Origin of the sequence: Psychrobacter sp. 4Bb, assembly GCF_002836735.1 — a bacterium.
Classification (GTDB): domain Bacteria; phylum Pseudomonadota; class Gammaproteobacteria; order Pseudomonadales; family Moraxellaceae; genus Psychrobacter.
Genome location: NZ_PJAS01000050.1, coordinates 1 through 13,063 on the forward strand (window position 1 = coordinate 1; position 13,063 = coordinate 13,063).

Consider the following 13,063-nt stretch of genomic DNA (forward strand, 5'->3'; position numbering starts at 1 on the left):
AGGTTTCGGACTCTATCTATCATAAAGTTATTTGTGCCAGAGTGCGCTGATGTTGCCATGATTATAATCTATCAACATCTACCCAAACTATCTAATAAGCCATCAAGGCTAACAAAAAGGAATGAAGAATGAAAATGGACTTTTTACCGAAATCAGTACTAAAGATTAGTGCCCTCACCTTTGCCATTGCCGCAACCGCTTCTTGCACTGCTATGGCAACAGGAACTGACCATCAAACTGCAAACGCAACTAGCAGCACTGCCATCACTCTTGGTAACGCTGCCACAACTAGCGGCACCAATGATACCGTTGCCATCGGTAGTCAGGCCAATGCAGGATTAAACTCAGCTACTGCCGTTGGCGGTCAAGCTAACGCTGCTGGTCTAGGCTCAACCTCTATCGGTTGGCAGTCAAAAGCCACCGCTGAGCGCGCACAAGCATTTGGTCATCTAGCCAATGCAAGCGGTATGCGCTCTACCGCTGTCGGTGAAGCGGCAGCAGCTCAAGGCGCAACTTCGGTCGCGGTCGGTAATAAATCTATGGCAGGCGGCATGAACAGTATCGCTATCGGTAACGAGGCAAAAGCATCCAAAGACAACCAAGTCGTCCTAGGTAACGCTGGACAAGTGCAGTCGAGTACCGCAGCACAATCAGGTACGGTCAGAATCGTCACGATCGATGACAACGGCACTTTAGGTACGATGATGGTTGACTACTACAAGTCGGCTAAATAATCGTCAATCACAGCCTAGTTTCTAACGTTGGTACAGATGTAATTAGCTACACTCAATAAAATAAAAAAGACCTCGCAATTGCGAGGTTTTTTTGGGTGGTATGTTCGACTAAATAGGACGTTTATGGAAGTTTAAAAGGTAAGTGCACGTATCGAACTTTTATCTCTTGCGTATGAGAAATAACTCTTAAACTGTATTAGTATTAACGTCCCTTAAATTCAGCCTCACGTCTCTCAACCATTGCCATTACCCCTTCTTTGGCATCTTCTGAATGAAACAGCGGCGGCAGATAGCTATGAATATTGGCCAATGCCGTTGCTGCACCATTTCGACTGGCATCTTGTGCTGACGACAATGCGCCTCTCACACCCAAAGGCGCAGCTTTACAGATCTCTTGGGCTAGCGTCAATGCACGCTCATATTCAGTGCCGTTTGCTACCACTTCACTGACCAAATTTAGTCTATCTGCCGTTTGCGCATCAAATGCTTTACCAGTAAGCAGATACGGCATGGCTTTTTGCCAGCCTGATGCTGCGACAAACCGTACCGTTGCGCCACCAAATGGCATAATGCCGCGCTGTACTTCCATCTGTGCAAAGTTACAGTTATCACTGGCAATGACCACGTCGCTATTTAGCATCAGCTCGATAGCCACAGTGAAGCAAGTACCTTTTACCGCGACGACCACTGGTTTGGTACGCAGTTTTCCACTGATACCCCATGGGTCGATTTGATCATCACTAAACTCAAACACGCCATCGTTTAGCTTGTCTTGTAGCTCTACCAAGTCTAGCCCAGCTGTAAAGTGATCTCCATGCGCAAATATCAACGCACAGCGTAAGTTATCGTCTGCGTCGTAGCGAGTCATGGCATCAGACAGTTGGGCAATCATATGACTGTCAAAGGCGTTGCGTTTATTGGCACGGTTTAGCCCGACAAGGCAAACATGGCCTTGCGTGTTATAAGTGATGCGGTTTTCTGTGGCGTTACTATCCGTAGTCATGGTTCCATCCTTGTTAAAGTAATTATTGGAATATAATGAGTGGTTATATAGTCGAATCTCGATACTTTATCGGTAGAGATTGAGCGATAAGTCACCTTTAATATAGACACCCTCGTTCTATAACACAAGCCATAGAGATGACTCGCATAGTGCAAAAATCGATAAAAGTTGACCTCATTTACGATAAGTGCAACTATGTTGCAGGTCTAAATATGGTTCAGAGTATTTTATGGAATTTTGGCACGGTTTTTTACTCATCACTAGCGTACATCTATTGGCTGCGGCCTCACCTGGCCCTGATTTTGTCTTAGTCTCGCAGCAGACATTAGCAAAAGGTCGACGCACAGGTTTGATTTGCAGTCTCGGTATTACCTTAGGTCTTGCCGTCCATATTAGCTATTCTGTATTAGGACTGGCGACTGTCATTGCTCATTCGCAGCCGTTATTGACTACTATTAAATGGTTAGGTGGCGGCTATCTAATTTACTTAGGTTGGCAAGGTATCCAAGCCAAACCTAAAAAACCAGCAGATTTAGAGACTGATCACCTTTTAGAAAAAACACATGCTTTAGAAAAAGCAGACCCGCAAGTAGGTTCAAGCGCTCACATTTCGCAAGATTCGCTTGCTAGCCAGACCACACCTACAACCAAAGAAACCTCTATCAAAAAATCGCCTAGTAATGACGAATCGACCTTTGCTACGTTGCGTCGCGGATTCCTTTGTAATGTCTTTAATCCAAAAGCGCCTGTCTATTTTGTAGCTATCTTTACTCTTGTATTGTCGCCTGACATACCGCTTTGGCAATTGGCTATCTATGGCGTATGGATGATGGTGTTGCAGATGGCATGGTTTAGTACGGTCGTCATGCTACTCTCTATCCCTGCGGTACATCGACGCTTCCAAAGATTTGAGCATTGGATCGACCGTGTATTGGGTACTGCGATGATCGTATTAGGGCTTAACTTGATATTACGTCACCGATAAGCGACTGATAAAGCGCGGATAAACAATTAGCAACCTGCGAAATCTGCTACACTGGTTACTTATATCCATATATCGTAGCCTGACATTATGACAAGTAAGCCCATGACCCGTAACCCTGCAAATAGTAAACACAGAAATAGATCTCCTGCGACCGCGAAAAAACTCGGTCAGCTGCACCCACGCAACCCGCACCAAGGTCGTTATGACTTTGCAGTACTGTATCGCGCCTTACCAGAGCTTGCTGACCACACCATTACCAACCCTAAAGGTGAGTCGACGATTAACTTCTCGGATCATCAGGCTGTTCGCGTGCTAAATAAAGCACTGTTGGCGAACTATTACGGGGTTAAATTTTGGGACATTCCTGAAGGTTATCTATGTCCGCCTATTCCTGGACGTGCCGATTATATTCACTATATCGCGGATTTACTGGCGCAAACCACTCACGTAAACGCCGATAACACACCGCCAACGGGTAAAGAAATTCACGCCCTTGATATCGGTACTGGTGCCAGTGCTATCTACCCTATCGTTGGTAGTCAAAGCTATGGCTGGCGCTTTACAGCAAGTGACATTGACCCTATCTCAGTCAACACCGCAGCGCTGATTTGTGAAGCTAATCCAAAACTAAAGAGTGCGGTCAAAGTAAAGCTGCAGCCTGAGCCTAAGTTTATCTTTAAAAACATCATTGGTCGTCAAGATTATTTTGATGTCGTGGTTTGTAACCCTCCGTTTCATGCTTCATTAGAAGAAGCGATGGAAGCCAATAGTCGCAAGCAACACAACTTGCAGCGTCATCGTGGTAAAAATGAAAGCGAGCAAATCAGCCGTAGCTCAACCAAATCAGGCAACGCTGCGCAAAACCTAAACTTCGGTGGTCAGCATAAAGAGCTATGGAGTGAAGGTGGCGAGATTGCCTTCCTGACCAAGATGGCAAAAGAAAGTCAGAGCTTTGCAGAGCATGTGGGTTGGTTCACTACCTTAGTGTCGAAATCTGAAAACGTTAAGCCATTGCAATTATTATTAAAGCAGCTAAACGTCGCTCAAATGCGCATTATCGAGATGAGCCAAGGTCAGAAAAGCACTCGCGTACTAGCTTGGCGCTTTGACACTGACGAAGAGTAATCATCAAGCAAAATTACTAACTCGAGTTTCACGTGAAACAAAAAAGCACCACTTTGATATTCAAAGTGGTACTTTTGTATAAATACTCAGTAAGAATCTAAATAAATTAGCTAAAAAACATCACTTTTAGACCAATTGCAATAAGCACGATACCGCCCAATGCTTCAGCTTTATCCTCTAGCCATGTGCCTGAGCGACGTCCCAAATAGACCCCGATCCAGCCAAATATAGCAGTTACTACAGCGATAATTAAGCAAGCTAACCACGCATTCAGTGCCAATAAATTCAGCGTAAACCCTGCCGCCATTGCATCAATACTAGTTGCAACCGCTAACGTAAACATAGTGCGGTGATTGATATGTCCATGCTTACTCGTGGCTGTTACTGTATCACTATCAGTGTTAATAGCATCATCATTGACGTCCAGATCATCACTGTCAGTATCTGACTCATCAGCAGTAAACACTTCATAAAGCATTTTCCCACCTAGAGCAATCAATATAGTACCGCCAATCCAAGGTGCAGCAGCGGCCAGCCAACCCAACATTGCCGCACCTAATAAGTATCCAATAAGAGGCATTATCCCCTGAGCTATACCAAAGTAAAGCGCAGCATAAATAGCCAAGCGCAGTACATATTGATGACTATATTTTTGAGCCTTAGCACCCAACCCTATCGACACTGCAAACGCATCCATCGCTAAAGCAATAGCGAGTAAAATTACTTCAACCATTTGATTCCCACAAATTATAATTATTAGGTAATAGAAACGCTAACAAATGAGTTTCACGTGAAACAAAAATACCGCCTTGAATATTAAAGCGGTATTTTTATAAATTGTCAGTAACCAATTTTAAATTTAGATATCTAAGTTCGATACTGTTAGCGCATTCTCTTCAATAAAGATACGACGCGGCTCAACGTGATCACCCATTAAACAGGTAAACATATGGTCAGCAGCGATAGCATCTTCGATCGTAACGCGTAGCATACGACGGTTTTCAGGATCCATCGTTGTATCCCACAGCTGGTCGGCGTTCATCTCACCTAGCCCTTTGTAACGCTGGATAGCTAAACCACGACGCGCATCCAGCATCATTTGTTGCCATAGGTAATCGAAGTCGCGTACTGGGATGTCTTTAGTCGTCCCCGCAGACGCTTCACGGCGGATAAAGGCATCGCTCTCAAGCAACGTATTCCATTCGCTTGATAAACGTAGCAGTTTGCCATACTCACCAGAGTTGATAAAGCTAGCATCTAATAGATAATGGTGTGCCAGTTGATGCACGTATACCGTGACGCGTGGTAGCCACTGTGCCTTGGTAGATAAAGCCTCACTATCTGACGCTTCGCCTTCTACGGTACCTACTACTGGCGTCATACCCAATAAATCTGCTGCGGCTGCATCCATATTCTTTGGCTGCGGCGCATGGATATTAACCAGTTCAATCTCAGGGCTTAGATCGCTACCGAAGTGATCAAGCTTAGTCTGCATTGCTGCTTTCCAATCCTGCATGGCAGACTCATCATAAGTCATGTCAGTGCTAAGTTTTGGTGTATGCGTCAATGCGTCCAAAATTACCGCTGGGAAGCGAATCTGTAAACGTGCTTTGATCAACTGCGTTTGGTTATAGTCGTTAAGCAATGTCTCAAGTGCTTGACCAGTAATCGCAGGCGCATCGGCACTGATATGTAGCTTGGTATTATCAATCGTTGAAGACAATAGATACGCTTTAAGCGCTTCATCATCTTTTAGGTATAACTCTTGACGACCTTTTTTCACTTTGTATAGCGGTGGCTGAGCAATATATACATAACCACGCTCGATCAACTCAGGTGTTTGACGGAAGAAGAACGTCAATAGCAACGTACGAATATGCGATCCATCAACATCAGCATCGGTCATGATGATGATTTTGTGGTAGCGTACTTTATCAGGATTATACTCATCAGGACCAATACCACAGCCTAACGCAGTGATCAGGTTACCCACTTCAGCAGACGATAACATCTTGTCAAAACGAGCACGCTCGACGTTCAGAATCTTACCTTTTAATGGCAAAATTGCTTGTGTTTTACGACTACGACCTTGTTTAGCTGACCCACCTGCAGAGTCACCCTCCACAATGTATAGTTCAGATAATACTGGATCTTTTTCTTGGCAATCAGCCAACTTGCCAGGCAGACCTGCAATATCCAAAGTGGTCTTGCGACGTGTCATTTCACGTGCTTTACGAGCCGCATCACGTGCACGCGCTGCTTCCATAATTTTATTAGCAATGGCTTTACCAGCACTTGGATTTTCTAATAGATAATCGTTAAATTTATCGTGCATCGCAGATTCGACAGCAGATTTTACTTCGCTTGATACTAGCTTATCTTTCGTCTGGCTTGAGAACTTTGGATCTGGTACTTTAACAGAGACGATTGCCGTTAAACCTTCACGAGCATCATCACCAGTTGCAGCTACTTTTTCCTTCTTAAACAAGTTCTCGCGATCCATATAGCTATTTAAGCCACGTGTCAGTGCTGATCTGAAACCTGATAAGTGAGTACCGCCATCTTTTTGCGGGATATTGTTGGTAAAACATAGCACTTTTTCGTTATATGTATCTGACCACTGTAGCGCAACTTCTACGCTGATACCGTCATCTTGCTGACTGGTAAAATGGAATACTTCATTGATACCCTCTTTACCAGCATTGATGTAACTAACAAACTCTAGCAAGCCACCTTTATGCTCAAACTCATGGCGCTTATCAATACGCTCATCAGTCAAAACAATACGCACACCAGAGTTCAAAAATGATAGCTCACGTAAGCGTTTTGCTAAGATATCGTACTCAAAGATCGTACCGGTAAACACATCACTACTAGGATAAAAGCGGATTTGGGTACCTGTCTGATCGGTTGCTTCCATCTGTTGGATATCGCTATCAGGTACGCCATCAGTATAAGTCTGATGGTAGTGATAGCCTTCGCGCCAGATATTCATCTCAAGTTTTTGAGACAGAGCGTTAACTACTGATACCCCCACACCGTGCAAGCCACCTGACACTTTATAGCTATTGTCATCGAACTTACCACCTGCATGCAAGACCGTCATAATAACCTGCGCCGCTGATACACCCTCTTCTGGATGAATATCAACAGGCACACCGCGACCGTTATCCATCACACTGACAGATTCATCTTCGTGAATAACGATATCAATCTGATCACAGTGACCAGCAAGCGCCTCATCGATAGAGTTATCCACTACCTCAAAGACCATATGATGCAAGCCTGTGCCATCATCGGTATCGCCGATATACATACCAGGACGCACACGTACGGCCTCTAACCCACGCAATACGCGAATATCTTTAGAACTATAATCAGAAGGCAATACTTCTGAAACTACAGTAGGCACGGTGGCTTCAGTAGCACTGTCGTCTATCAATTGCTCGTGGTCAATAGGTAATGAATCACTCATGTACATTCCTTAATCTAGCCATAATCAGCCATTTACGATTAGCGCACTTATAAAAAGTCCGCTACATAGTGGCATCTTAGAATTAACGTCTATTATTCATAATCTAGAGTGCATATGAGCAGCTAAACCACTAACCACCGTTAGCCTTAAAAAAGGCTGCACAGAGATAAAATTAGTAAATTATTTATTAGTAATAGTCTTTGTTTTTCTAGACATTGTCAAAACTATTGAAATAAATAAAATACATAATTATCAAATACTTATAGATAATTGAAAAATAGAAATCTTTTCTATGATGCTATCAAATAAATTGCTGAGCACAGGACAAAAATAAAGGGTTATTTTAACATTTTTTTGCTTCTAAGTCACTGTTTACTGAGAGTTTTACGGTCTGTGAAAGGTCGTCTTAACATAGTAACTGTCAGGACAGATAGTAGTGGCTAGTGTATTGAATAATGAGAAGTTAAAGTAGATGGGTAATCATCAAAAGTATAAGCAGAAAAATGAAGTATTAGTTAGTAAATGAGATTTTTCCTTGTTTCACGTGAAACGTATTTGGTTGTGACCAAAGTTCATTAACTAAAGGTAAAATATCGTCTGTTAGACTGGTCATAAATACTTGGCAAGGGAGTTGAGCTAGGGTCGATAGCAGTATTTCTATAGCTCTATCATCTAGTTCTGCAGTGATATCATCTAGAAGCACAACAGGGGTTGCTTTCGATGATAAATCATCATTGAGTGAGTCACTGCTCTCTTCATCGTTTAGCAACAGTGGTAGCTGCGATAGGCGCAGTGCAGTAATGAGCAGTTTCTTTTCACCACGAGACAATACATTTGCTGCCTGCTCTTTCAAAGTTGGTAGTTTGGTTTGAACATCATGTGCTGAAGCTGCTGTTCTGGCATCTGTCGTTTGATCGCTTGTAGAATCATCAGAACGCCAATGCACATGGATATCAGCACGATGATTGCCTATACGGGTATATCCCAGTTGCAAATCCTGCTCTAACCGCTCATTAAGTTGCACATCTAGCGCAAAACTGGTGTCATACCCAGCGTTATAGCTCAAACTAAGTTGCTCAGCATAAGAGGGCAATAGCTGTACGATACTCTTAACAAAATAAGGTTGCCATTCAATAAATACTTGCTCGCGATAATGATGAATCAAGGCAGCATGATTACTCAACCCTTTATCCCATGACTTCAGCTCAGCAAGCTGTACTTGGGTTAAGTGACGAGTGCTTTTTAGCAAACTATTGCGCTGTTTTAGGAGGCGTTGATAAGCCATCCATTGTGGATGAAATCCTTGTTTCATGTGAAACACTAACCAATCTAACAGCTGTCGACGGCTCGCACTTCCCTGCTCCAACATATCCATCGTCGATGGATCTATCAGCAACGTAGGTAGCTGCTCTGTTAAGATACTCTGGTTGTAAACAGTGGTTTGATTGAGACGTAGTATAGTCGTAGCATCTGCTTGCTTTTGAATAGCTAAAGTACGGCTATCATTGAGCTTAGCATGAATAATCGTGTTATTCTGATGATGTTGGATATAACGTTTTGGCTGGTGATGACGAAAGCTCTTACCTCTTGATAACAAGAATATAGATTCGAGCAACGAGGTTTTACCACTGCCATTTGCACCGATAATTATGTTGCAGGCAGCAGGCTCTAAACTAATTTTAGTAAGGTTTCTAAGATGGGATATTTGTAGACGTTCAATCATGGTATCGATAGCCGCCCATTAAAGCCTGCTAATCTAGCAGGCAAAAGTTTATTAAAAATCAATATTCAGTATTGGAAATAAAACTCTTTGAAACGTACTAGTTCTATTCGATTTTATTTATTTCCAAAGAAAAACTCACTATATACGCATTGGCATAATGACATACTGATGGAACTCATCATTTAGTTGATTGACCAATACAGAGGCATTCGATTGGCTCATATGCATCTGTAAATCGCCTTGGATGACGCCTAATACATCTTGCAGATACGCAGCATTAAACGACAGCTCCATCGGCTCGCCTTGATACTTAGCTTGTATCATTTCAACTGCTTCATCCTGCTCAGCATTGTTGGCACGTACTTCGACCATACCATCGCTAGCAAAATTAAAGACCACACCACGAGATTTTTCATTACTCAAGATGGCAACACGACGTAGTACGTCTGTCATTTTTTCTTGACTGAATAAAGCCAATTTATCAGTATTGCTCGGCATCACACGGCGATAATCAGGGAACTTACCATCAATTAAACGTGCGGTAAACGTCACCATTAGATCTTGGCTAACTTGCCCTGCACTATCTACATCACCAAACGGCAAACTTACTTGTAAAAACTCTCGGCCAAAACTTAGGGTAACTGCGTTGTCCTGATCACCCAACATTTTACCAAGCTCAGAAGCTAGACGCTCAAGTTCGATCACTGCCTTACGTGGCAAGATAGCTTGCATATTGAGATCTGCGCTTACATTGATAACACTACGGGCTAATGCCAATCTATGGCCATCTGTTGCTACCGTTGTCAGTTGCTGCTGTGAAACGTCAAACAACATACCTGTTAAGTAATAGCGTACATCTTGAATCGCCATCGCAAACTGCGTTTTGTGAATCAAATCTGTCAGACGATTACGGCTGATAGTCAGAGGTGTGATATTCTGAGGGTTACCCAAGCTCGGATAGTCTTCGCTTGGCAATGTTCCTAATGTAAAACGACTCTTACCACTAGTTAATAAGCAACGCTCATTTGCTTGAGTTGCTAGATTAACTTGAGCCTGTGCAGGTAGCGATTTACAAATATCTTTTAGCTTGGTTGCAGGAAGTGTCGTTGTACCTGCTTCTACACAAGCACCAGCAGGCAATTTCAATGTCGATGTCAGCTCTACCTCTAAATCTGACGCTGTTAAGATAAGCTCAGATTCTGATAGCTGTAGCTTGATATTACCCAATATAACCATATTGTGGCGTTTATCAGCGGCTTTGGCGATCAAGTTGATAGCTTTTAGTAACGATTCTCGATTGATCGATAATTGCATGCTTAATTACTCTTATTTGAATGATTCTTTTATAAATATTTATCGTAATGACTTAATAATACCTTGTCTGCTGACGATAATCTACAAAGCATCTGTGGACTTATATTTTCGATATTATAAACCATCTGTATCTACTAGAATACAACGATATCTAGCGCTTTTATCCTGCCTGTAACATCAGAGCTAGGGTTTTATAATCCTTATCAAATGCAGGATCTGCTGCTCTTAACTCATTTACTTTATCGCAAGCGTGCATCACCGTTGTATGGTCGCGTCCACCGAACGACTGACCAATTTCAGGGAAGCTATCGCCTGTTAATTCACGCGACAAAGCCATCGCTATTTGACGTGGTCTTGCAATACTACGCGTACGTTTACGCCCCATAATATCTTTGACCGTGACATCATAGTACTCAGCAACTATCTTACGGATATTATCCATATTTACTGCCTGCACACGCATCGCAACGATATCTTTTAGTGCGTATTGCACCATCTCAAGGGTAATCTGTGCCCCTGTTAAGTTAGCATTGGCAAATACCTGATTTAAGGCACCTTCTAAACGTCTGACATTAGATACCACATTTTGTGCAATGAATAGCGCACATTCCTTTGGTAATACCATCCCGTAAGAAGCTGCTTTTTTCTGCAGAATTTGTACTCGAGTATCAATTTCAGGAGGATCAACAGCGACTGTTAACCCCCAAGAAAACCGTGATCTAAATCGTTCATCAAATTCCGTCATTTGGGAGGGATGTCGATCAGAGGCCAAAATTAACTGTTTATCACCACTAGTAAAATCTGCAAATAACGTTAGAAACTCATTACTACTCTTAGTCTTTCCTGCCAATACATGAATATCATCTACAATTAATAAATCCACTTTTTTTATTTTCTTTTTAAAATCTTCTATTTTATTATTTCTTAATGAATAAACTAATTGATTTATAAATTTTTCAGAAGTGAAATAATAAAAACTTTGATTATTTTTTAAATAGCGATGAGCTACAGAATGCATCAAATGGGTTTTTCCCAATCCAGAAGGGCCGTATATAAATAAAGGATTGTGACGATTTTTTGATTGGCGCTTACCAAGCTCATAACAAGCCTTGTAAGCCAAGTTATTGGACTTACCTGTAACAAAGGTTTCAAAAGTAAATTCGGGGTTCAGATAGCTTAATGATTTTGTATCAGCAGACTCAACTGGCTCATTATGACGCATGTTCGCGTCGATATCTGCTTTTGCGTTGTTATGATGAATAGATTCAAATTTATGTTCGGATGGGGTAGGGGAGACGTCGTCTTCTACAAACAAAGAACCTGATTGACTGTTATCTTCTGCATTGCGGCCAGCATTATCAACACGTACGACGACCTCTTCAATACTACCTTGGCTGTGTTTGGTCACCAATTGCTGAATATCTTGAAGATGATTCTTCTTGATATACGTCACAAAATAATCATTGGGAGCAAGAATAATCAAAGTTTGCGCTTCTTGATGAGCTGATAGAGGTCTCAGCCACATAGTAAACACGTTGTCTTTGACGTTATAACGCAAATCGTTTAGACATTTATCCCAAATATTTGCTGTGTCTATCATGAAAAATATTGACCTTATAATCTGAAATAATAGTTATTTTTTAGCAAGATAACTTGCTACATAAGCCTCGATATTACACGTAACAACTAACCAAAAAGTTCGTACTAACACCCTATACAAAGGTATATATCAAGTAGTGCCTAATTTAACACAGATACCCTGTGGATAAAACCTTGTTTTTTGTGGATAAGACTGTGGACAATTTTGTGTATAACTTTAATGCGCTAGTTATCCATATTTAACCCACAGTTTATCCACAGGCTTACCCATAGTCTAATAAATTGATAATAAAAAGGAAAAAAGACTTAACCACAGATAATCATGGTCCCAATAATAACAATACTATATTTATATTAATTAATTATTATTATAGTGTTTGAGTCTAACTGTGGATAACTTTATTATTCATATAATATGTAACTATAAAATTTGGTTAACTAGAAATAGGTTTTTATGGAGATATTTCTACTAGGTTCGTATGAGTTATTTCTCATTTGGGGACAAAGCAAATTAGTTTATTGACCAAAACCATACTGAATGGTATAATCCTCCGTTATTACGAATTTAGTCCATTATTTTGATAGGTGAGTTATGAAACGTACATTCCAACCAAGCGTGATCAAGCGTAAACGTACTCACGGTTTCCGTGCTCGTATGGCAACTAAAAAAGGCCGTCAGGTCTTAGCTCGTCGCCGCGCTAAAGGACGTCATCGCCTTACTGTATAATCAGTAGATTGCGATAAGCATGGCTAATAGTGCTTGTTGTGTTCTTATTGTTTATAGATTGCGATAGTCAATCATCACAACTGACACTTAGCCATATATCAAAAGCGCCCACATAGGCGCTTTTTTTGTCTCTATAATTTGTTATTATTTCTTCTATCGTTATTCTACTAGGTTGTACTATGTCCAATACTCTATCAGATACACCTGCAGCTAGTTTCACTAAACAGCAACGCCTGCTTACCCCTGCAGCCTTCCGTGAGGTATTTGACGCACCTGAGCGCAAGATTCATCAGAGTCATTTAATGGCTTTTGTACGTGCCAACGAGCATGCACAGCCGCGAGTCGGTATGGCTATTACCAAGCGTAAAGTACCTACTG

Annotated in this window: 11 protein-coding genes; 5 read left to right on the forward strand and 6 right to left on the reverse strand. The window is 41.7% G+C overall.

The window, feature by feature from the left end; all coding sequences use genetic code 11:
* The first annotated feature begins 128 nt into the window (after positions 1-128).
* Positions 129-734 (forward strand): hypothetical protein, encoded by a 606-nt coding sequence (locus CXF60_RS02115; RefSeq protein ID WP_102090582.1) that lies wholly within the window; start codon positions 129-131, stop codon positions 732-734.
* 202 nt (positions 735-936) lie between these two features.
* Here the strand turns inward: CXF60_RS02115 and CXF60_RS02120 are convergent, their stop codons facing one another.
* On the reverse strand, positions 937-1,737 hold the full coding sequence (locus CXF60_RS02120; RefSeq protein ID WP_102090583.1) for a crotonase/enoyl-CoA hydratase family protein: 801 nt from the start codon (positions 1,735-1,737) through the stop codon (positions 937-939).
* 229 nt (positions 1,738-1,966) lie between these two features.
* Between CXF60_RS02120 and CXF60_RS02125 the strand changes: the two genes are divergently transcribed.
* Both CXF60_RS02125 and rlmF read left to right on the forward strand, forming a co-directional pair.
* Complete coding sequence (locus CXF60_RS02125; RefSeq protein WP_102090584.1) at positions 1,967-2,722, forward strand: LysE family translocator; 756 nt, start codon at positions 1,967-1,969, stop codon at positions 2,720-2,722.
* A gap of 87 nt (positions 2,723-2,809) precedes the next feature.
* The gene (gene rlmF, locus CXF60_RS02130) at positions 2,810-3,847 is read left to right on the forward strand and encodes a 23S rRNA (adenine(1618)-N(6))-methyltransferase RlmF (protein WP_102090585.1); all 1,038 of its coding nucleotides are present in this window, start codon (positions 2,810-2,812) and stop codon (positions 3,845-3,847) included.
* Between the two features lie 106 nt (positions 3,848-3,953).
* Here rlmF and CXF60_RS02135 read toward each other — a convergent pair whose 3' ends face one another.
* The 5 genes from CXF60_RS02135 to dnaA all read right to left on the reverse strand — a co-directional run bounded on the left by CXF60_RS02135 (position 3,954) and on the right by dnaA (position 11,959).
* A complete protein-coding gene (locus tag CXF60_RS02135) occupies positions 3,954-4,580 on the reverse strand; it encodes a manganese efflux pump MntP (protein ID WP_102090586.1) in 627 nt (208 codons plus the stop codon).
* 126 nt (positions 4,581-4,706) lie between these two features.
* The gene (gene gyrB, locus CXF60_RS02140; RefSeq protein ID WP_102090587.1) at positions 4,707-7,322 is read right to left on the reverse strand and encodes a DNA topoisomerase (ATP-hydrolyzing) subunit B; all 2,616 of its coding nucleotides are present in this window, start codon (positions 7,320-7,322) and stop codon (positions 4,707-4,709) included.
* 511 nt (positions 7,323-7,833) lie between these two features.
* Entirely contained in the window at positions 7,834-9,045 is a 1,212-nt protein-coding gene (recF, locus tag CXF60_RS02145) for a DNA replication/repair protein RecF (RefSeq protein WP_102090588.1), read from the reverse strand.
* A 138-nt stretch (positions 9,046-9,183) separates the two neighbouring features.
* A complete protein-coding gene (gene dnaN, locus CXF60_RS02150; protein WP_102090589.1) occupies positions 9,184-10,359 on the reverse strand; it encodes a DNA polymerase III subunit beta in 1,176 nt (391 codons plus the stop codon).
* Between the two features lie 160 nt (positions 10,360-10,519).
* Entirely contained in the window at positions 10,520-11,959 is a 1,440-nt protein-coding gene (gene dnaA, locus CXF60_RS02155; protein WP_101204765.1) for a chromosomal replication initiator protein DnaA, read from the reverse strand.
* Positions 11,960-12,550: 591 nt separating this feature from the next.
* Between dnaA and rpmH the strand changes: the two genes are divergently transcribed.
* Positions 12,551-12,685 carry a 50S ribosomal protein L34 gene (gene rpmH, locus CXF60_RS02160; RefSeq protein ID WP_007394757.1) on the forward strand — a complete coding sequence of 45 codons (135 nt, stop codon included), beginning with the start codon at positions 12,551-12,553 and terminating at the stop codon, positions 12,683-12,685.
* A 179-nt stretch (positions 12,686-12,864) separates the two neighbouring features.
* Positions 12,865-13,063: ribonuclease P protein component (locus tag CXF60_RS02165; RefSeq protein WP_180958068.1), on the forward strand; the 199-nt coding region annotated here is incomplete at its 3' end.